The sequence below is a fragment of the Blautia argi genome (assembly GCF_003287895.1).
Classification (GTDB): domain Bacteria; phylum Bacillota; class Clostridia; order Lachnospirales; family Lachnospiraceae; genus Blautia; species Blautia argi.
Map to the genome: position 1 here is coordinate 526,413 of NZ_CP030280.1, position 20,607 is coordinate 547,019.

At 38.2% G+C, this 20,607-nt stretch carries 21 protein-coding genes and 1 pseudogene; 21 read left to right on the forward strand and 1 reads right to left on the reverse strand.

Features of this window, described 5'->3' with window-relative positions:
* Positions 1–3 precede the first annotated feature (3 nt).
* The 21 genes and pseudogenes from DQQ01_RS02745 to DQQ01_RS02835 form a co-directional block, all read left to right on the forward strand.
* Positions 4–882 (forward strand): LysR family transcriptional regulator, encoded by an 879-nt coding sequence (locus DQQ01_RS02745; RefSeq protein ID WP_111918211.1) that lies wholly within the window; start codon positions 4–6, stop codon positions 880–882.
* A 179-nt stretch (positions 883–1,061) separates the two neighbouring features.
* Complete coding sequence (locus DQQ01_RS02750; RefSeq protein WP_111918213.1) at positions 1,062–1,532, forward strand: flavodoxin; 471 nt, start codon at positions 1,062–1,064, stop codon at positions 1,530–1,532.
* A 17-nt stretch (positions 1,533–1,549) separates the two neighbouring features.
* The gene (locus DQQ01_RS02755) at positions 1,550–2,317 is read left to right on the forward strand and encodes a carboxymuconolactone decarboxylase family protein (RefSeq protein WP_111918215.1); all 768 of its coding nucleotides are present in this window, start codon (positions 1,550–1,552) and stop codon (positions 2,315–2,317) included.
* Between the two features lie 34 nt (positions 2,318–2,351).
* On the forward strand, positions 2,352–3,029 hold the full coding sequence (locus DQQ01_RS02760) for a dihydrofolate reductase family protein (protein WP_111918217.1): 678 nt from the start codon (positions 2,352–2,354) through the stop codon (positions 3,027–3,029).
* 177 nt (positions 3,030–3,206) lie between these two features.
* Entirely contained in the window at positions 3,207–3,521 is a 315-nt protein-coding gene (locus DQQ01_RS02765) for a HutD family protein (RefSeq protein ID WP_162624228.1), read from the forward strand.
* A gap of 227 nt (positions 3,522–3,748) precedes the next feature.
* Positions 3,749–5,053 carry an ABC transporter substrate-binding protein gene (locus DQQ01_RS02770; protein WP_111918221.1) on the forward strand — a complete coding sequence of 435 codons (1,305 nt, stop codon included), beginning with the start codon at positions 3,749–3,751 and terminating at the stop codon, positions 5,051–5,053.
* Positions 5,054–5,144: 91 nt separating this feature from the next.
* Positions 5,145–6,026: a carbohydrate ABC transporter permease gene (locus tag DQQ01_RS02775; protein ID WP_111918223.1), complete on the forward strand. Its 882-nt coding sequence runs from the start codon at positions 5,145–5,147 to the stop codon at positions 6,024–6,026.
* Between the two features lie 14 nt (positions 6,027–6,040).
* On the forward strand, positions 6,041–6,877 hold the full coding sequence (locus DQQ01_RS02780; RefSeq protein WP_111918225.1) for a carbohydrate ABC transporter permease: 837 nt from the start codon (positions 6,041–6,043) through the stop codon (positions 6,875–6,877).
* Positions 6,878–6,893: 16 nt separating this feature from the next.
* A complete protein-coding gene (locus DQQ01_RS02785; RefSeq protein ID WP_111918227.1) occupies positions 6,894–7,724 on the forward strand; it encodes a response regulator transcription factor in 831 nt (276 codons plus the stop codon).
* A gap of 15 nt (positions 7,725–7,739) precedes the next feature.
* A complete protein-coding gene (locus DQQ01_RS02790) occupies positions 7,740–9,473 on the forward strand; it encodes a sensor histidine kinase (protein ID WP_111918229.1) in 1,734 nt (577 codons plus the stop codon).
* 19 nt (positions 9,474–9,492) lie between these two features.
* Complete coding sequence (locus tag DQQ01_RS02795; RefSeq protein WP_111918231.1) at positions 9,493–11,550, forward strand: beta-galactosidase; 2,058 nt, start codon at positions 9,493–9,495, stop codon at positions 11,548–11,550.
* Positions 11,551–11,690: 140 nt separating this feature from the next.
* Positions 11,691–13,040, forward strand: coding sequence for a sensor histidine kinase (locus DQQ01_RS02800; protein WP_242980510.1), 1,350 nt, complete (start codon positions 11,691–11,693; stop codon positions 13,038–13,040).
* 22 nt (positions 13,041–13,062) lie between these two features.
* Complete coding sequence (locus tag DQQ01_RS16290) at positions 13,063–13,443, forward strand: sensor histidine kinase (protein ID WP_242980512.1); 381 nt, start codon at positions 13,063–13,065, stop codon at positions 13,441–13,443.
* Between the two features lie 117 nt (positions 13,444–13,560).
* Positions 13,561–13,731 carry a response regulator gene (locus tag DQQ01_RS02805; protein ID WP_207657637.1) on the forward strand — a complete coding sequence of 57 codons (171 nt, stop codon included), beginning with the start codon at positions 13,561–13,563 and terminating at the stop codon, positions 13,729–13,731.
* A 253-nt stretch (positions 13,732–13,984) separates the two neighbouring features.
* Positions 13,985–14,947, forward strand: coding sequence for a helix-turn-helix transcriptional regulator (locus tag DQQ01_RS02810; RefSeq protein ID WP_111918233.1), 963 nt, complete (start codon positions 13,985–13,987; stop codon positions 14,945–14,947).
* A gap of 260 nt (positions 14,948–15,207) precedes the next feature.
* Positions 15,208–16,512: an ABC transporter substrate-binding protein gene (locus DQQ01_RS02815; RefSeq protein ID WP_111918235.1), complete on the forward strand. Its 1,305-nt coding sequence runs from the start codon at positions 15,208–15,210 to the stop codon at positions 16,510–16,512.
* Positions 16,513–16,526: 14 nt separating this feature from the next.
* Positions 16,527–17,423, forward strand: coding sequence for a carbohydrate ABC transporter permease (locus DQQ01_RS02820; protein ID WP_111918237.1), 897 nt, complete (start codon positions 16,527–16,529; stop codon positions 17,421–17,423).
* A gap of 10 nt (positions 17,424–17,433) precedes the next feature.
* On the forward strand, positions 17,434–18,297 hold the full coding sequence (locus DQQ01_RS02825; protein ID WP_111918239.1) for a carbohydrate ABC transporter permease: 864 nt from the start codon (positions 17,434–17,436) through the stop codon (positions 18,295–18,297).
* Positions 18,298–18,305: 8 nt separating this feature from the next.
* The gene (locus DQQ01_RS17095) at positions 18,306–18,755 is read left to right on the forward strand and encodes a sulfatase-like hydrolase/transferase (RefSeq protein ID WP_330407612.1); all 450 of its coding nucleotides are present in this window, start codon (positions 18,306–18,308) and stop codon (positions 18,753–18,755) included.
* On the forward strand, positions 18,703–19,653 hold the full coding sequence (locus DQQ01_RS02830) for a sulfatase-like hydrolase/transferase (protein WP_330407613.1): 951 nt from the start codon (positions 18,703–18,705) through the stop codon (positions 19,651–19,653). Before DQQ01_RS17095 ends, DQQ01_RS02830 begins: the two co-directional genes overlap by 53 nt.
* A gap of 52 nt (positions 19,654–19,705) precedes the next feature.
* Positions 19,706–19,825: pseudogene (locus DQQ01_RS02835) on the forward strand (transposase); the annotation flags it as partial.
* A 113-nt stretch (positions 19,826–19,938) separates the two neighbouring features.
* On the opposite strand, the gene DQQ01_RS02840 reads toward DQQ01_RS02835, so the two are convergent.
* Complete coding sequence (locus tag DQQ01_RS02840; RefSeq protein WP_111918241.1) at positions 19,939–20,385, reverse strand: DUF1638 domain-containing protein; 447 nt, start codon at positions 20,383–20,385, stop codon at positions 19,939–19,941.
* Positions 20,386–20,607: the final 222 nt, after the last annotated feature.

Consider the following 20,607-nt stretch of genomic DNA (forward strand, 5'->3'; position numbering starts at 1 on the left):
AGCATGGAATTAAGAATATTACGCTATTTTTTAACGGTAGCAAAAGAGCAAAGTTTTACAAAAGCGGCAGAACAATTACACATCACACAGCCAACCTTATCAAGACAGCTTGCTGCATTTGAGGAGGAGTTGGGTATCGTATTGTTTGTTCGTAATGGAAAAAGTATTACGCTTACGGATGAGGGAATTTTGTTAAAGAGAAGGGCGTTGGAGATCCTTAACCTTGAAGAACGCACTTTAGAAGAACTAAAGGGAACGGAAGAGGTAATAGAAGGGACGGTTACTTTTGGCTGTGGAGAGTTTACAGCTGTAGAAACTCTGGCAAAGATATGCAGGCGGTATAAAGAAAAATATCCCCTTGTTCAGATTGGGATTCATACTGCAACTGCAGATACAATATACGAAATGATGAATAAAGGGCTTGTGGATATCGCATTGTTTATGGAACCGGTAGATACAGAAGGGCTTGATTACATCAGAATGAAAGACAGCGATCAATGGGTAGTGGGAATGAAACCGGATGATCCGCTTGCGGATAAGCAGTACATAGAAAAGGCAGACCTTTTAGGAAAATCTCTTATTTTACCGGAAAGAGTAGGTGTTCAAAGTGAACTTGCAAACTGGTTTGGAAAGGATTTTTCTAAACTTGATATTTCGTTTATCAGTAATCTTGGGACAAATGCAGGCGTGATGGCAGCAAATGGACTTGGATATCCGATATCTATTGAAGGCGCTGTAAAATACTGGCGGGAAGATATTCTTGTACAAAGAAGGCTTTACCCTGAAATTACTGCAAGCAGTGTGATTGCATGGAGAAGAAATATTCCTTATTCACAGGCAGTAAATAAGATGATAAAAGAAATCAATGCCTTTTGGGCATAAAAGTCAATGCAATATAAGTATTGGACATGGTATAAGTATTGGTTATAGAATGGGTGTGTAGGATAAGACGATATCTTGCACATCTTTTTGAATTACAGGAAATCATGTCAGAATCCTATAATTCAAAAAAATGCACTTCATGTAAAGATGTACAGTTCTTGAAAAGGAGGCAGACGACTATGAAAAAAAGATTGGTGGCATATTTTAGTGCAAGCGGAACCACAAAAAAAGCGGCAGAAATGATTGCTAATAGTGCGAAAGCAGATTTGGTTGAAATTGTACCCAAGATTCCATATATAAATGCGGATCTTGACTGGATGGATAAGAAGTCGAGAAGCAGTATAGAGATGAGTGATAAGAAATTTAGACCGGAAATACTGGATACAGATATAGATATCGATGCCTATGAAGAAGTCATTTTAGGATTTCCAATCTGGTGGTATGTAGCGCCCACAATCGTAAATACATTTTTGGAAAAATACAATTTCTCAGGTAAAAAGATTATTTTGTTTGCGACTTCCGGTGGAAGCGGATTTGGAAATACGGTGAGAGAATTGCAGCCTTCTGCGCCAGGCAGTGTGATCACAGAAGGAAAGGTATTTCACAATGTAAACAGACAGCAGATCGCTGAATGGGCAGGAGCATTATAGGATTGGAGAGATTTAACATGAAAAAAATCGTACAGACAGCAGGAAGAAATGCTTTAGAAGAATTTGCCCCGCAGTTTGCCCATTTCAATGATGATGTCCTTTTTGGAGAAAACTGGAATAATCAAGATATTGATGTAAAGACAAGAAGCATGATTACGGTGGTGGCGCTGATGGCTTCCGGTATTACAGATTCTTCCTTAAAATTCCACTTGCAGAATGCAAAATCACATGGTGTAACCCAGAAAGAAATTGCGGCGGTTATCACTCATGTTGCATTTTATACAGGATGGCCTAAGGGATGGGCGGTATTTAACATGGCAAAAGAAGTGTGGAATGTGGATGAAGGAGATTTACCTTATGAAGAAGATGCTATGAGAGCGCATGCAAAGGAAATGGTATTTCCCATAGGAGCACCAAACGATGGCTTTGCACAGTATTTTTCGGGAAGGAGTTTTCTTGCCCCTGTCTCGGCTTCACAGGTAGGAGTATTCAATGTAACATTTGAACCGGGATGCCGAAATAACTGGCACATCCATCATGCAAAGAACGGCGGCGGACAGATATTGATCTGTGTGGCAGGGCGTGGATATTATCAGGAAGAAGGAAAAGAAGCAATCGAAATGAATCCGGGAAACTGTATCAATATTCTGCCGGAAGTGAAACATTGGCATGGGGCAGCACCGGATGAATGGTTTTCTCATCTGGCAATCGAAGTGCCGGGAGAAGATATCTCAAACGAATGGTGCGAACCGGTTACTAATGAGGAATACAGTATATTGAAATAACAGAAAATAACTTGAGTGGAAAAGGAGAATACAAATGGCGAAACCATATATGATTTGTCATATGATGACATCGGTAGATGGAAGAATTGATTGTAAGATGACGGAGGGACTTCGAGGCGGTGAAGATTATTATCGCATCTTGAATGAGTTGAATGTACCGACTACGGTCAGCGGAAGGGTTACTGCGGAATTAGAACTGGCAGAACCAGGTGAATTTACAGCAAATAATACAGAAGTTTATGGCAAAGAAGGATTTTCCAAAAAAACAGAAGCGAAAGGCTATGAGATAGTTGTTGATACCAAGGGAAAACTTTTATGGCCAAATGCAACAGATATGGAAAAACCTTATCTGATTATTACAAGTGAACAGGTAACGAAAGAATATCTTGAGTATTTGGATAAGCAGAATATTTCATGGATTGTTTGCGGAAAAGAAAAAATCGATCTTGTACGTGTGTCAGAAATACTTGCTTTAGAATTTCGTGTAGAGAGAATGGGAGTTGTTGGCGGTGGAGCGATCAACGCGGGATTTTTGGACGCAGGATTACTTGATGAAATCAGCATTCTGATTGGAGCCGGAATTGACGGGCGAGGCAGTATGGCAGCGGTATTTGATGGATTGGAAATGGATCATGATTTAATAGATTTAAAACTTATGGATGTTAAGAAATTTGACAGTGATGCCGTTTGGCTACATTATCAAACAAAATAATTATAGTTTTGAGGTGTGGTGAGGAGTAACGAGAAGCCCTGCGTTTGTAACGTGTTTGCAACACCACAATCCAAGAACCCAGTAAAATCAAGCTTTCCCAGTTACCTGAATGTTAATTTCAGTTCACAAAGAGATAATCGCAGAGAATACGAAAATACAGAAAAGGAACCGTTTCAGGTGGACTGCTTTGATGGAGGGATTCCAACGGTTAGTTTCGGACAGGTGGTAGATTTCAATTTGATGCTGAAACATGGTGCAGATGGGAAGAGGGAAACAGCACAGATAAACCCAGGCGGAAGTTTTACACTGAAGCCGGAGGAAGAAGAGAATCTTCTGGCTGTCTATGTAGCGGCAGGAAATGTGAAGATTGAAGATAAGCAGGTGAAAACAGGAGAACTGTTTATCTGTAAGAATTGGAGCAAAGAACGGATGATTGAAAATGCAGGAGAGTCTGTGGTCGGACTTGAGATTTGCAGAGTTTTTGTGAAATAGAATGTGATAAAACAATATGTGTCATAAATAGAAAAGCATATGAAGCGAAAAATGTAAAACTTCATATGTTTTTTTGTTTATGGAACAAAATGAGCAGCATACTGCTGAGTGTGATACAAATAATATGGTCAAAATATCTAACTTATCAGGTAAAAAACCATACTATTTCATCAAAAAGATAAGTGATAAAGTAATAGTATCGAAAAACGGAAAGAGAGGAAAAACTTATGAGAAAAAAATGGGTAGTTACTTTACTTGTTGCTGGTATGATGGGGAGCATGTTGGCAGGATGCGGAGGTGGAAGTGAAACTTCTGGAGAAGAAGGAAAAGAAAGTTCCCAAAAAGGAGATACCATTAAGGTTATGTGTGTAGGTACGGAAGCAGATACATACCTTGATGCTTATAATTCAATTGCAGAAAAATTTTCTGAAAATAATGAGTATGGAGTGGATGTGGAAATCGAGTTTTATGAAAATGAGCAGTACAAAACAAAATTAACAACGCTCATGGCTTCCAATGCGGTACCGGATATCTTTTTTACTTGGGAATTATCTTATCTTCAGCCGTTTGTGGAGGGAGGCAAAGTCGTAGATATTACTTCTTACTTAGAAGAAGATAAAGAATGGAAAGATTCTTTTGCAGAGGGAACCTTAGATTTGTTATCTTTTGACGGGAAAAATTATGGAGTTCCGACACAGAAATCGCTTTGTGTTATGTTCTATAATAAGCAAATATTCGAAGAAAATGCAGTAGAAGTTCCTACAACTTATGAAGAATTTTTAGAGGTTTGCCAGACATTAAAAGATAATGGTGTAACACCAATGGCATTGTGTGGTACAGATGCTTGGATTCCGGCACAGTTTGTACAGCAAATTGCAGGAGGAATGGCAGGAGATCAGTTATTTAAAGATGTTTGTGCAGGAGAAGAAAAGTGGAATAACGAAACCCATGTAAAAGCAGCAGAAGAAGTAAAAGAAATGGCAGATAAAGGATATTTCCAGGACGGTTATATCGGAATGGGGCCAGAAGAATCCACAGACTTGTTTATGAATGGAAAAACAGCTATGTATTTCCAGGGAGCCTGGGATGCAGATAAAGTAGCAAAAAGCAGTGTTGGAGAAAATGTAGGTGCATTTGTGCTTCCGGCATATGATGCACAATATAACAATATTTCCGTTGGATCTGTAGATACCAGTTTTGCTGTTTCAAAGAACTGTAAGAATGTAGATGCAGCAGTTGCCTTTTTGAAATATTGGACATCTCAGGAAAGCGAAGAGATGCTGTTATATGAAAATGGAAGAATTCCGGCAGGAAATTATCCAATTGATGAAACAAAGCTGTCTCCTTTAATGTCTGATGTGCTGAATATTTCAAATACACAGGTTGGTCTTACTCCTTGGTGGGATAGACAGTTTGGTGCAGGTGAAGGTGTTGAGTTCAATAATACCTGTGTTTCTGTACTCGGCGGCGAGGAAGCAAAAACTGCATTTGATTCACTTCAGCAATTTGCAGAAGATAATGCAGACAGATAACGTGTAGGCATCATGACAAGCATGAGAATGCGGAGATGCATAAAACTTGCATTTCCGCATTTTACAATTTCGTGTGGAAAGGGGGAGCACTATGAATAAAGTGCTTGGAAATAAAAAGAGTATTGCAGTTTTTGTTTTACCTGCGTTTCTGATTTATGCAATTTTTGTTTTAGTTCCAATTGGATATAACGTATATGTCAGCTTTCTGCAAACAGACTTAATGAGTCCAAGTAAGTTTGTTGGAATTAAAAACTACATTAATTTGTTTCAGGATAAAACTTTTATAGGTGCAGTTAAGAATAATATTCTTATGGTCATTGGTTCCTTGATTGCTCACTTACCGTTGGCATTATTCTTTGGAAATATACTTTTTCAGAAAATAAAAGGAAGTCATTTTTTCCAGACAGTATTCTTTCTGCCAAGTGTAATCTGTGGTGTTGCAGTAGGTCTGACTTGGACTTTTGTATATAATTCAGAATTTGGTTTGATCAATAAATTCCTTGAAATGATTGGACTGGGAAGTTTGAAGCAGGTATGGCTGGCAGATAAAAATTTAGCATTGTTCTGTATTATTATTGTAGTTATGTGGCAGTTCGTAGGGTATCACATGATTATACAGATTGCGGCAATGAAAAATATATCAGAGTCTTATTATGAAGCGGCAGAAATAGATGGAGCAAGTAAATGGGTTCAATTTAAATCTATTACATTTCCGTTGATCAAGCCTATTTTAAAGGTAGATGCAGTGCTGATTATTACTGGTTCACTTAAATATTATGATTTGGTAGCAGTTATGACAGGAGGAGGACCGAATCATGCAACAGAACTTATGTCGACATATATGTTCTACCAGGGATTCCGTACTTTAAAATATGGATATTCAGCAGCAATCGGTGTGATTCTTTTATTATTATGTATTTGTTCGGTTCTTCTTTCAAACTTTGTGTTCCGTTCAGATAGAGTAGAGTATTAAAAGGAGGGAGAAAGATGAGATTATCACCAAAGGATCGCTTCTTTTTAGTTATCAAATATATATGCCTTGTTTTTTTTACGGTGTTGTGTCTTTATCCGTTGTTGTGGTTATTGCTTAGTTCTTTTAAGACAAATACGGAATTGTATGCAAATCCATGGGGACTTCCAGAGAGCTTTAGTTTTGTAAATTATATTCAAGCGATAGAAGAAGGACATATTTTGCAATATTTTGGCAACTCTGTTATTATTGCAGTATCAGCAGTTTTTGTTTCTGTTCTTTTAAGTAGTATGGTTTCTTATGCGATTACCAGAATGTACTGGAAATTATCTAAAGTAACTTTAAGTATTTTTCTGCTGGGAATGATGATTCCGGTATACGCCATGGTTGTTCCTTTGTTCTCGATGTTTAATAAAATGGGATTACTTAATACACACTTGGCAGTTATTTTACCCCACATAGGCATTGCTTTTCCCATGGCTATATTTATCATGACAGGTTTTATGGGCTCTTTGCCAATTGAGATGGAAGAAGCGGCAGTTATGGATGGTTGTAATATTTATCAGATTTTCTTTAAAATTATCATGCCCATTTCAAAATCCTCTATTGTGACGGTGGCGGTAGTTACATTTATTAATATCTGGAATGATTTGCTGCTCCCACAGATCTTTTTAACAGATTCGTCTAAGATGACGCTGCCTGTTGGATTGACAGAATTTCAGGGACAATATGCTACAAATTATGTAGTAGAGATTGCGGCGGTCATCATTACGATTATACCAAGTATTCTTGTGTACATATGGTTGCATAGACATATTATGGAAGGTATGGTTGCAGGTGCTGTAAAAGGATAAAGCGAGGAATGTAAGGATGAAATTACTGATTGCAGATGATGAAAAGAATATCCGAAACGGATTATTATCTCTTCCCTGGAATACGATAGGGATTGATCAAACATATCAGGCAGAGAACGGTTTGGAAGCATTAGAAATTTTAAAGAAAAAAAGGATAGATATTGTAATCAGTGATATTAAAATGCCCGGTCTTTCTGGGTTAGAGCTGGCAGAGTATGTAAGTAAGAATAACTTGGATACAGCGGTAGTATTGCTTACGGGATTTTCTGAATTCGAATATGCACAGAAAGCTTTGAGGAATGGGGTTTTGGATTATATGTTAAAGCCCCTGAGACCAAAAGATATTTTGTCTACTGTTGAAAGAGTCAAGGAAACCTTAGAGAAAAAAAGATATAAGGAGAAAGTGGTAGAAAAGTATGGAGAGGTTACGAACTCTAAGGATTATCAAGAACAGATTAGCTGGCATTTCAGAGGGGTTCAGGAACAGGCCATGGAAATCTTGAAAGATATGGCGCATAATTATAGCCAGGGTGTTTCTCTGAATTCTCTTGCAGAAAAATATCATTATTCTGTAGCTTATCTTTCCAGAATGATAAAGAAGGAAACAGGTTATTCTTTCAGTGAAATTCTAACCAGTATTCGATTGGCACAGGCAGCGGAAATGCTCCAAAAAGAATATGGAAAAATCAGTATGATTGGCGAACAGGCTGGATTTAGCGAACAGAAGTATTTTAGTCAGGCTTTCAAAAAAGTTTTTGGCATGAGTCCGGGAGAATTTCGTAAGCGAGATGAAAAACAAGAATATAGCATTATAGATGTTCTTCAGCTTATGAAAAAAGAAGAATGAGAGGAAGGGTGAAGCATGGATGAGAAGAGGGGGTTTATTAGCATTCGAAAGAAGATGATGGTTGTCTTTGCAGTTCTGATTACTGTTACAGGAATTGGGATTGCAAGTCTGTTTGCTGTTGTTTTCCGTTATGGCTATAGTTCTCTCTCTCAAATTTATTTAAATGACATAAATGAGCAGACGACCAATAATCTGGAAAATAATATTCAAAAAATAGAAGACATTAATGTTCAGATATTATCCAGCCAGGTAATACAGAGCCAATTAAGAATAGTAAATGAAAAAGCTCTGGATTCCTATGATTTAGCACGGTGCAGACAAAAGATAGAAAGAGAATTATCCAATTGGGCTTTGTATGCGTCTTATGTTGTATCGGTAAGTGTTATTTCCAGAGAAGGGATAGAATTTGCAGTAAAAAAAATTGAAACAGGTGGAACACAATTTGGTTTTACAGAGGATGAAATTTATGAGGCCAATGGCAGCAGTTTATGGGGAATAACTGGTGAAAAAAATAGAATTTGTGTTGCAAAAGCGATTTTAGACTTCAATACTATGAAACCAGCGGGATATATTAATATTGTATATGAAAATTCTTACCTTTCTGACATTTTGGCGGATAATTCCAGTAAATATTCCGGAGCTTCCTATGTTGTAAATACACATGGGAGAATCATGGTGGCAAATAAAGAGGGATATGTTGGAGAAAATTTTCCTGTAAAACTAAGTGACATAAGAGAGTCAAATACTTCCAGATATGATATGTTTAGCAGTACGCAGGCTTTTTATTTTGTAGGAAATGAAATGCCGAATGGATGGAGTCTTGTACAAACAGTTTCAGTCAAAGAGTTTAATAAAGAGATGAATCATCTGATTGTACTGGCAGCGGGGATTGTTCTTTTGGTTTTAGGAATCAGTCTTGGTTTTGTATGGTATGTTACATCGAGGATTGCGTATCCGGCTAAAGAATTGATGGAGAGTATGAAAACCTTAGCAAAAGATAACGAGTACCCAAGGGTTAAAATTGTTTCTAACGATGAAATCGGTATGATCGGCCTGGAATATAATAAAATGGCAGAAAATATCGAAACGTTGATCGAAAAGGTTTATAAAATGGAATTAACACAAAAACAGGCAGAGCTGGAATTTCTACAAATGCAGATAAATCCACATTTCTTGTATAATGCATTGGATACTATTAGCTGGATGGCATTAGCTAAAGGAAATATGGATGTTTCTGAAATGACAATTGCTCTTGCAGAACTGTTAAGGGCTACCATTAAAAAAGAAAGTTTTATCACATTAAGAGAGGAAATGAACACAGTAAAGGATTATCTTTTAATTCAACAAGAACGTTTTGGAGACAAAATTTCATCAGAATATTTTGTGGAAGAAGATGCCTATTCTTGTATGGTGCCTAATTTTATCTTACAGCCTGTGATTGAAAATGCAATTATCCATGGACTTGAACCTAAAATAGAAAAAGGAAAAGTATCTATCAATATTTCGATACAAGATGAGTTTCTTACATTTTTGGTCGAAGACAATGGCGTTGGAATGGATGAAACAGAAATTCTGGATTTGTATAAAAAATGCAGAGAAAATAACACAAAACAGTCTATTGGATTAAAGAATGTTTATCGCAGATTATTATTGTGTTACGGCGAAGCAAGCATGTTAAAAATTGAAAGTAAAAAAGAACAAGGAACCAGAATTTCATTTTTAATTCCACGGAACATCTCTAAAGAATAATGAATGAAAGGGAAAGCTTATGAGAAAACAGCAAAATTATCAATGGAACACACTGTCACTGGGAACCTGCTATTACCCGGAGCATTGGGATAAAAATATGTGGGAAGAGGATTTGGAAAGAATGCTTGCCCATGGAATTAAAACTATACGCATTGGAGAATTTGCATGGAGTAAAGTAGAGCCAAGAGAAGGAGAATTTACATTTGAGTTTTTTGATGAGTTTCTGAAGGTAGTTGCAAAGACAGATATGAATGTGATTTTTGGTACACCAACAGCAACCCCTCCTGCATGGCTTACAGAAAAATATCCAGAAGTTTTAAATTGCAGGATGGACGGTGTGAAATTCCGCCACGGTATGCGCAGACATTATAATTACAATTCGCCGGTATATCAAAAATTGTGTAAAAGAATTGTGGAAAAATTTGGAGAGCACTATGCAAAACATCCGAGTGTAATAGGCTGGCAAATCGATAATGAAATAAATTGTGAAGTGGATGAATTCTACTCTGAGAGTGATACGCTGGCATTTCGGAAATTTTTAAAAGAAAAATACGGAACATTAGATGCTTTAAATCAGGCATGGGGATCTGTGTTCTGGAATCAGGAATATACCAGATGGGAAGAAATTTATGTGCCAAGAATTACGATACATAATTCCACAAATCCTCATCAGACATTGGATTATATCCGTTTTGTGTCAGACAGTGCAGTGAAATTCTGTAAAATGCAGAGTGATATTCTGAGAAAATATGTAAAAAAGGGAGATTTTATTACTACAAATGGTATGTTCCAGAATTTGGATAATCATAGATTAACAGACGAAGCTCTGGATGTGTACACATACGATTCTTATCCGAATTTTGCATATTGTCTCTGTGAAGATCCAAAACATTCAAAAAATTTAAATGACAGAAGGTGGAGTGATAAACTGACAGAAGTTCGTTCTATTTGTCCTCACTTTGGTATTATGGAGCAGCAGTCGGGTGCGAATGGATGGAATACCAGAATGGAAGCACCTGCACCGAAACCAGGGCAGATGATGCTTTGGGCAATGCAGAGCATTGCACATGGAGCAGATTATGTGAGTTTTTTCCGTTGGAGAACCTGCACGTTTGGGACAGAGATTTATTGGCATGGAATCTTGGATTATGATAATCGTGACAATCGGAAGCTGGCAGAAGTAAAGAAAATATATGAAAGAGTTCAGGCTATTGAAGAAACAGCAGGAGCAAAAAATCAAGCAGCTTTTGCTATGATCAAAGATTATAGTAATATCTGGGATGCACAGGTAGATGTATGGCATCGCAGACTTACATGGAGCAGTGAAGAGGAAATTTTTATTGCATCTCAGTTGAATCATACACCAATGGATTATCTCTATCTTTTAGAAAATACAGAGGTAGAAGAGTTGTTAAAATACAAGGTGCTGATTTATCCGCATGGATTAATTTTATCAGAAAAAAAGGCGGCTCTTTTAAAAGAATATGTTGCTAAGGGAGGATGCCTGATTCTGGGAGCCAGGACAGGTCAAAAAGATGAAAATGGTAAGTGTGTTATGACACCTATGCCTGGATTATTATCAGAAATCTCTGGAAGTGATGTGAAAGAATTTACTTTTGTAGGACCTGCGGATGAGAATGTGATGATGGACTGGAATGGAAATATGCTGGAAACAGGTATTTTTAATGACATTTTGGAACCAGTTGGTACACATGCAAATGTACTGGCAAAATATGCAGGAAACTATTATAAAGGAAGTCCGGTATTAATCGAAAACACATATGGAGAAGGAAAAGTACTTCATTTTGGAGGAACTTTTACGAGAGAAAATGTAAAAGCTTTTCTGGATTATACAGGTGTTGTGGAGACATATCGTGATGTGGTAGAAGTGCCTGAGGAATGTGAGATTACCGTGAAGGAAAAGAACCACAAAATGTATATTTTTGTTTTGAATTATTCGGATCAGAAACAGGAAATTTGGATGAAAAAACCGGCAAAGGATATGGATACAAAAGAGCAGGCAGAAGGAAAAATTTCTCTGGGTGCTTATGAAACAAAAGTTTATGAAATTTTGTAATTGCAGTGGAGTGTTCCTTGTAACAGGGACACTCCGTTTTGTTTGCTTAATAAGAATTTTATATGGTAAATGTGACTGTGTAATGGTTGAAAAAAGAGTATAAAATTGTTACAATATACAAATGAATAAAAGAGGAGTTGATGATGAAAAGAAGATTTCAATACAGCATAAAAAGAACCGTTTTATTATTTGATTTTGTGATCGTAGTACCATTATTTCTTTTGTTCTGCATTTTAACAATTGCAGTTTTTCAGAAAAGCAATTACGAATGGAATAAAAGTAAATTATCAGCCATTGAGGAACGGTGCAGTAATATCTCAGCCAGAAATACAGAAATCGTGAAGATCACCAATATGTTGTATCTGGATTTTGAAATCAATCAGATTTTATCACAGAAAACAAAGCTTACCGGGTATGAAAAGATACAGGCAAATGATAAGATTCAGAAAAAAATGACGGAGCTGACGGAATTATTCCCGGAAAGGCAATATCAGATTATGATATTATGCAGCAATGGAAGCAGCTATTTTCAAAATTCCCTTGGGGTTCTGGGAGATGAGGTCAAATTTGAAGACCTGCAAAAAGAACCATGGTACCCGGAGGCAAAAGAGAAAAGGGATGAAATTTATTTCCTGCCCCAATACAGAAGCCCATTGCTAAAAAGTATGTTTCAGGAAGATACCTTATTTGCAATCCGGAATATCCGCAATCTCAACAGTGGAAGAAAAATTGCGACAGTGCTGGTGGCTATTTCCAATGATATCTGGGGAAATGAGGCGGAAGATAATGGGAAAAATGTGGAAAATGTAATTGTCATGGATCAATACAGAAAGATCATTTATGCCTCTGACCCAGCACTTTATGGTACGGATATCGAAGAAAATTCCTATTATAAAAAGATTACAGAAAACGAAAAAGGGTTTTTCGTGGGAAATGTTAAAAAGCAAAATTGCCATATCAGATTCAGCAGCATTTTCCAGACGGGCTGGAAATTGCTCAGCTACGAACCCTATCAAAATTTCTGGTCCTTCTATGTGCTGCTGATCCTGGGGCTTGGTGCAGCGATGTTTGCGGTATTGACCTTTATTGTGATCCATAACTGCAGAATTATAGAAGGAAGAATGAAACGCCTGAACAAAAATATCCTTGAAGTATCGGAGGGAAACTTAGAGGCAAAAATTTCAGAAAATTATGAAACAGAATTCCAGGGTATTTTCCGCAATTTTAACATTATGCTGGATAAGATACAGGAGCTGCTAAGGCAGCTGGAAAAGGAAGAGGAAGAAAAGCACAGGTTGGAAATACAGGCTTTGCAGGCACAGATCAATCCCCACTTTTTCTATAACACTCTGGTGACCATCCGCTTTATGATCCAGATGGAAGAATATGAGGAGGCAGACCAGGCAGTGCTTTCCTTCTCAAAGCTGCTTAGAAAGTCTTTTGCCAGCCAGCAGAAGCTCATTTCAATCAAAGAAGAAATGGATATGTGAAGAGTATCTGGAACTCATGTCTTTGAGATATAAAAATAAGTTTCAGTGGAAAATGGTTATAGAGTATGAAACCGGAGCACTTGGTATTTTGAAAAATTTGATTCAGCCTCTGGTAGAAAATAGTATTTCTCATGGATTTAACACAAAAGAGGAGCAGGGGCATATCTGGATACGTGCATATAGCAGAAACGATAAAGTCATCATCGAAGTGGAGGATGACGGAGTCGGGGCAGATCTAGAACGTATAAAAACGTGTATAGAAAGCAGAGAAGTACCGCAGGTAAAGGAACAGTTTAGCGGAATCGGAATTTCTAATATTCAAATGAGAATCAAGAGGAATTTCGGAGAAAAATATGGATTATACGTTTTTTTGAATGAAAAGGCGGAACCACGTTCCAGGTAGAAATACCGGTCTTGCATTTGGAAGGGGAAAAGTGAAGGTTGTAATTGCAGATGATGAAGATTATTTTTAAAATGGATGAAAAAGAATATCGAAGTTTTGTTTCCGGAGTGCCAGGTGGTGGCAACGTGCACAAATGGAAGCCAGGCTCTGGCGTGCTGCAGGGAGTGGAAACCAGACCTGCTGTTTACGGATATCAGGATGCCTGTTATGGATGGCATGGAGCTGGTCAGCCAGTTAAAGAAAGAAGGCCATGGCTCCGTACACCGTGATTTTAAGTGCCTACGATGACTTTTCTTATGCGAGAGAAGCCATGAAATTAGGCGTAAAGATTTTTTGTTAAAAATCAGAAATTACAAAGGAAGAGCTGTGCAGCTGTATCCAGAAGGCAGAAAACAGCCTAAAAGCGAAGAAAACTGGAAAAAGAAAGAAAGCAGGAGGAAATGAAATCCTTTTTTCTGGAAATGATGAAAGAGGGGGACTGGAATACACCGGAAAGATTGCTGGTCTTTGAACGCTTGTGGGCGGGGGAGACTATACGGTTATGATACTGAAGAATGAAAATGAGCAGGTTGGACTGGAGCGGGTGGAACAGATCATGGAATTTTTCTTTCAGGAAAAAGACAGGAAAATCATTTTCATGCCCCAAAATGAAAGGGAAGCCATTATTCTTGCTGAAACAACAGAAAACGAGGTTTCAAAACTGATATCAGAGGTGCACCAAACCCTGACTTCTTTTGGAAATGCAGAGATATTTTTGTGTGCAGGCGGAATCGGCAGGGAGGGAAGTGATCTGGAAAAAATCTATAAAGGTGCCGGAAAAATAGCAGAGCGTTTGGAGTTTTATGGTCGGACCGACATAAGCAAGACCGGATATGAGCAATACGAAAGCTTGTTTAAGGAAGAGCAGGAAAGATGGGAAGCATACCAGTATGAACAGGCACTGGAAACATTAGAGGAAATCTTTGACAGGTTCCGCAGGGAAATGCCGGATGTTGCATTGGTGAAAAGGTTTGTGTTAGATTTGCTTTTGAAGATTTACTGGAATTATTTAGATGAGGCACAGCGGAAAAACTGTTCTATTGATGAGCTGATCCTAATCACGCATTGCAAGAATATGGATATTCTGGAAGAAAAGGTTACCTGGTATGCCAGGCAATTTATCCTGGAGTTACAGAGCCAGCACCCGGATTATAGTGAAGCCGTATGTAAAGTCCTGGAATACATTGAGAAAAATTACAAAGAAAATATTTCATTGGAAGAGATTGCAAATTATGTACACATGAACAAGAGCTATCTGTCCCATTTATTTAAGAAAGAAACACAGAAAAATATATATTCCTATTTGCTGGATTTTCGGATGGAAAAAGCAAAAAAACTACTGGCAGAGACAAAACAGAGCATTTATCAGGTCGGATGCCTGGTGGGCATTCCAGATTCGGCATATTTTAGCAAAGTATTCAAAAAATATACAGGAATGACTCCTCTGGAATTTAGAAAACAATAGGTATATAGAAGTAAAAAACGTTGATTCCTATCTGGATTGACGTTTTTTTATGTCTAAAAGATGTAAATATATTACAAGAAAAACAAAAAATAAGACAAAACATAGAGAGGATTTTAATGAGAATCTGGGGAAGTGTGTTAAATAATACAAAAACGCAAATGAATCACAAAAAAATATGTACAGGATGCATGGAAAAAACTTATAGGAAATGTATAATTTGGATTACCTGATAAAGAAAGATAAAGGAGGAATGAAAAATTATGAGGAAAAAATGGAAAGCAGTGCTTAGCGTTCTGCTGACAGGAGGGATTGTGATTTCTTCTGCAGCATGTTCAGGCGGAAACGAGGATTTGGTTTCCACAAAGGAAGGAAAATCCAAAGAGGGAAAAGAAAAGCTGGTATTCTTGCGGGCTGGAACAGAAGATTATAAAAAAGAAGCATTTATGCAGATGATTGAAGGATTTGAAAAAGAGCATCCAGAGTATGAAGTGGAATATCAGGAAGCTCCATGGGGCGATGACTTTGAAACAAAATTAAACACAGGATTTGCATCAGGAACGGCAGCGGATGTAATACACTACTCTATGTCTTCAATTGGTGCAAGAGTTCCTATGGGACAGTATGAGTGTCTGGATGACTATGTAAAAGACTGGGAAGATTTGGATGATTATTATGACAGTGTTGTGGAAGCAGGAAGTATCGGCGGCAAAATGTACGGAATCCCATATACACCGGATGCACGTATGTTTATCATCAACACAGAATTGTTTGAAAAGGCTGGCTTAGACCCCAATAACCCACCTGCCAATTGGGAAGAGTTAAAAGAAGCTCATGAGAAACTTTTAGTAAAAGATAAGTCAGGGACAGTGGTTCAGTGTGGATTTGGCCTTCCGACCAGTGGTACTAATATCAACCAGTATTTCCAGGTATTTGCAATGCAAAATGGCATGGAAAACTTTATTGACGAGGCAGAAGATAAAATTTTATTCGACCAGCCGGAGGCAGTAGAAGCTCTTGAATTTATGAAAGAGTTGAAAGATATCGGGCTTGTGGAATGGGATAATACCCAGGCAGACCAAAATCCATTTAAAAACGGAACAGCAGCTATGACGATATTAAATGAAAATGAATTTAATGGCGCCAACACAGGTGAGCTGGAAGGAAAACTGAAAATGGTTCCAATGTTCTCCAATAAGAACAGTGCAACCTTTTGCGGTATGCATTTCATGTTCATGAATGCAAACTCAAAACATAAAGACGGTGCATGGGAACTGATGAAATATATGTGCAGCCAGGATTCTATGAAGACATGGATGGATACCGTAAATGCAGCTCCTGTAAGAACTTCTCTGGAGGAAGATTATCTGAAGTTGGATACAGAAAACGGGGAACGGATTCTGGAAGCAATCTCCATCGGAAAAGGAAGCCCGAAAGTTCCATATTTCAACAGTGTCCTGACTTATGTGGATGATGCTATGGAGCAGGTTTATTATGACCAGAGCGATGCCAAAACAGCTTTAAAAGAAGCTGGAAAGAAGGTACAGGAAGAAATAGACAATCAATAAAAGGAGGGGGTACTGTGGCGAAACAAGCAGTAAAAACGAAAAAGAAGAGTGATAAAGAAGCATATCTCATGATTTTGCCGGCATATTTGATTTTCGCTGTGTTTATTTTGATTCCAATTGGAATGGTCTTATATTACAGCTTAACAGATTTCAATATGTATGCCATTCCTAAATTTTTAGGAATAAAGAATTATGTGAAATTGTTTTCAGACTCAGAATTCCTGAGAGCCATTACAAATACGTTGTTTTACACGGTTGTCACATTAACAGTGCAGCTTGCCCTTGGACTTTTGTTAGCTGTTTTACTTTACAAGAAGTCAAAAGCAGTTCCTATTTTCAGGACTGCTTTGTACCTTCCAAACGTAATGTCTATGGTATGCGTTTCTATGGTGTGGCTGTGGTTATATAACCCGAATTTCGGAATTTTTAACAGATTACTTGAAACTATAGGGATTGCACCGCAGAAATGGCTGATCAATCCGAGCCAGGCAATGTTATGTATTATTCTGGTAGGAATTTGGAAAAACTGCGGTTATTCCATGGTGATTTTCCTGGGAGGCCTTACCGGAATCCCAGAGTCTTTATATGAAGCTGCTCAGTTAGATGGAGCAGGCCCTATAAGGAGATTTTTGAATATTACATGGCCTATGTTAAGACCTACCACATTCTTTTTGGTAGTAACAGGAATCGTAAACAGTTTTGCAGTGTTTGAACAGGTAAATATTCTTACAAGCGGTGGCCCGCTAAACCGCACTACAACGGTGGTACACCAGATTTACCGCAGAGGATTTCTGGAATTTAAAATGGGATATGCCAGTGCCATGGCGGTATTGCTGTTAGCATTTTCACTGATTGTTACGATGCTTGTATTCAAGTTTGGCAACAAAGGCCAAGATATCGATGTTTCATAGGAGGAAAGATATGAAAAAAAAGAAATGGACAAAAGTAGTTTGGCTAGTTGGTATGGCTGTAGTTTCTTTTATTATGATTTTTCCCATTGTGATGATGATTTCTACTTCATTTAAAACAACAGGAGAAATTAATTCGCCGGTCTTTCATTTTCTGCCGGAATCCTTTCATTTTGATAACTATAGAGAAGCATTATCTACTGGAAACTGGGGCATTTATTTTCGGAATTCTTTCATTATTACCATTGTAAGTATTGTATTTTCTTTGCTGTTTAACTCCATAGCAGGATATGCTTTTGCAAGACTTCACTTCCGTGGTTCAAAAGCATTATTTACATTGTTATTAGTGGGACTTATGATGCCGCCTCAGGTTACCATGCTGCCAACCTTCCTGATCATGGCAAAATTTCCATTTGCCGGCGGAAATAACTTTATGGGATTTGGTGGTTCCGGATTGATGAATACCATGCCGGGAATTATTATTCCTCTGGTATCCGGATCTTTTGGAATTTTCCTTTGTAAGCAGTTTTACGAAAATTTCCCACGTTCCCTGGATGAAGCGGCAATGATTGACGGGGCAAGTAAATGGAGAACATATTTTTCTATTTACATTCCCAATTCAAAAGTTATTCTGGCTACCTTGGCACTTTTGAAAGGCTCTGCAGTATGGAATGATTATCTGTGGCCGCTGGTTATGACAAATTCAGAGGGTATGCGTACCGTACAGCTTGCTTTAACCATGTTCCGGGATGAAACTACAGTACGTTGGGGGCCTATGATGGCAGCAGCAACCTTGATTTCTGTTCCCATGATTATTCTGTTCTTGTGTGCGCAGAAATATTTTGTACAAGGTGTCGTATCTACAGGATTGAAATAGGAGAGAAGATGAAGAAACCGAATATAATTTTTTATTTTTCAGATCAGCAGCGCTGGGATACCCTGGGATGCTACGGGCAAAGTCTCAATGTGACGCCCAATTTAGACCGTCTTGCAAAAGAAGGTGTTCTGTTTGAAAATGCGTTCACCTGCCAGCCGGTATGCGGTCCGGCAAGAGCCTGCCTGCAAAGTGGGAAATATGCTACGCAGATTGGATGTCACAGGAATGCACTGGCTCTGCCGCAAAATATCAAGACCTTGGCAGATTATTTTCATGAAGCAGGCTATGATACCGCATACGTTGGAAAGTGGCATCTTGCATCCAACAGGGCTAGCTATACAGCACCAGTGGATGAAGAAAATTTTGAAACAAGGGCAATCCCGGAAGAAAGAAGAGGCGGATACCGTGATTACTGGATGGCTTCTGATGTTGCTGGAAGCGACCTCTCACGGATATGATGGATATGTTTTTGACAAAAACGGGAAAAAACAGGAGTTTATTGGATACCGGGCAGATGCAATCAATAATTATGCCATTCACTATTTGCAGGAATATAAAAAGGAGAATCCGTTCTTCCTGTTTATTTCCCAGATAGAGCCCCATCACCAGAATGACCATAATCGCTTTGAAGGGCCGGATGGAAGTAAGGAAAAGTTTAAAAACTTTGTTCCTCCACAGGATATGATAAAGGGTGCAGGAGATTGGGAGGCCAGTTATCCGGATTATCTGGGGCAGTGCCATAGTTTAGATGAAAATGTGGGGCGTTTGATTGATACGCTCAAAGAACATAAACTGTGGGAGAATACGATTTTGTTCTATACCTCAGACCATGGCTGTCATTTTTGCACCAGGAACCAGGAGTATAAGCGTTCCTGTCATGAATCTAGTATCCATATTCCTTTGCTTGCAGCAGGAGGAGCCTTCAAAGGCGGGAAAAAGATTCCGAACCTGGTCAGCCTGATGGATTTGCCGGTTACTTTGTTGGACTGTGCGGGCATTGAAAAGCCGGAAGATTTTCAGGGGCGTTCCTTAAAAGTCCTGGCAGAAGGCACGGCACAGAACTGGGAGGACTGTGTATTTCTTCAAATTAGCGAAAGCGAAGTGGGGCGGGCAATCCGCACCTCCAGGTGGAAATACTGTGTTGTGGCAAAAGAAGATCCATGGAATTGTTCCGGAGCAGACATATATTATGAAAAATATTTATATGATCTGGAAAAAGATCCCTGCGAAAATGAGAATCTAATAAAGTTTCCGGGATATGAAGGGGTGAAAAAAGAGTTAAGAGATAAATTAAAGGAATACATGAAAAAAGCCGGAGAGGCAGTGCCGGAAATAAGAAGCTGGCAAGAAGCATAAGAAATTGAGTACATAAAACCACCTGCTATGCGGGGGTGTAGCAAGTGCTTATAAGGGTGTGGAAATTATAGAAGGACACTTAATGCCAGACTATATTCATATGCTGGTAAGTATACCGCCAAAATATAGTGTTTCTCAGTTTAAGGGATATCTGAAAGGGAAAAACACGATATCATGGTGGACAAACTAAGTGTAAAAGAATATGAGGGGGCTGTGGCGCTAATTACTTAGTGCGACAGCCCCCTCTACGATTTTTTATTATAGTTTATAATTAAAAATTGGATGTTATTCAAAAAAATCTGCATGTCGGATCCTATGACCGGGTTCGGCGACTAAAAATTGTTTATCCCATCTTCCTGTCAACAGTTTTTCCAATATTCGATTACTACCGGAAACATAATCTAAAGATGTTCCGGTTTCTTTTCTGTTTGAAATGTATTGGTCATCCGTTTGCAGTAGCATGGATATACAGTCGTCTACTCGTGGAATTACAATTCGAAAAGGAAATGTTACATTATCCCATGTGCCGCCGCAGAATCCCATAGCAACAAGTACAGTATCGATATTAGTCGGAAGCTTTGAAAGGGTATTTTGTATTTCTCTTTTCATTTTTGCAGGTTCTATATGGAAACTGCGATCAATTAAAATGATATCGTAATTTACATTTTGTGTTTCCATTGCGGTTTTAATGTATTCTTTTAGTGAACTGCATGCTAAAACAATAGTACTCAAATTAAATGCTTCCCTTCTCGAATCGTTTTGAAATTAAAGATTGATTTTATAAACCAAGTGGTTTATTATTATAATAGACCATTTGGTTTGAAAAATCAATATGTGATTATTACAAAAGAGGTATTAGGATGCCGTTAATTGTAGATAAAGAAAAAATAAAGATAGAAATTCTGGATGCATATAACCGGTTGTCAGACACAAGACCTATAACGGATATTTCTC

What these genes read in the sequence shown, in the direction of transcription:
- DQQ01_RS02745 (WP_111918211.1), top strand. Translation starts at nt 4, where the DNA reads ATGGAATTAAGAATATTACGCTATTTTTTAACGGTAGCAAAAGAGCAA.
- DQQ01_RS02750 (WP_111918213.1), top strand. Translation starts at nt 1,062, where the DNA reads ATGAAAAAAAGATTGGTGGCATATTTTAGTGCAAGCGGAACCACAAAA.
- DQQ01_RS02755 (WP_111918215.1), top strand. Translation starts at nt 1,550, where the DNA reads ATGAAAAAAATCGTACAGACAGCAGGAAGAAATGCTTTAGAAGAATTT.
- DQQ01_RS02760 (WP_111918217.1), top strand. Translation starts at nt 2,352, where the DNA reads ATGGCGAAACCATATATGATTTGTCATATGATGACATCGGTAGATGGA.
- DQQ01_RS02770 (WP_111918221.1), top strand. Translation starts at nt 3,749, where the DNA reads ATGAGAAAAAAATGGGTAGTTACTTTACTTGTTGCTGGTATGATGGGG.
- DQQ01_RS02775 (WP_111918223.1), top strand. Translation starts at nt 5,145, where the DNA reads ATGAATAAAGTGCTTGGAAATAAAAAGAGTATTGCAGTTTTTGTTTTA.
- DQQ01_RS02780 (WP_111918225.1), top strand. Translation starts at nt 6,041, where the DNA reads ATGAGATTATCACCAAAGGATCGCTTCTTTTTAGTTATCAAATATATA.
- DQQ01_RS02785 (WP_111918227.1), top strand. Translation starts at nt 6,894, where the DNA reads ATGAAATTACTGATTGCAGATGATGAAAAGAATATCCGAAACGGATTA.
- DQQ01_RS02790 (WP_111918229.1), top strand. Translation starts at nt 7,740, where the DNA reads ATGGATGAGAAGAGGGGGTTTATTAGCATTCGAAAGAAGATGATGGTT.
- DQQ01_RS02795 (WP_111918231.1), top strand. Translation starts at nt 9,493, where the DNA reads ATGAGAAAACAGCAAAATTATCAATGGAACACACTGTCACTGGGAACC.
- DQQ01_RS02800 (WP_242980510.1), top strand. Translation starts at nt 11,691, where the DNA reads ATGATGAAAAGAAGATTTCAATACAGCATAAAAAGAACCGTTTTATTA.
- DQQ01_RS02810 (WP_111918233.1), top strand. Translation starts at nt 13,985, where the DNA reads ATGATACTGAAGAATGAAAATGAGCAGGTTGGACTGGAGCGGGTGGAA.
- DQQ01_RS02815 (WP_111918235.1), top strand. Translation starts at nt 15,208, where the DNA reads ATGAGGAAAAAATGGAAAGCAGTGCTTAGCGTTCTGCTGACAGGAGGG.
- DQQ01_RS02825 (WP_111918239.1), top strand. Translation starts at nt 17,434, where the DNA reads ATGAAAAAAAAGAAATGGACAAAAGTAGTTTGGCTAGTTGGTATGGCT.
- DQQ01_RS17095 (WP_330407612.1), top strand. Translation starts at nt 18,306, where the DNA reads ATGAAGAAACCGAATATAATTTTTTATTTTTCAGATCAGCAGCGCTGG.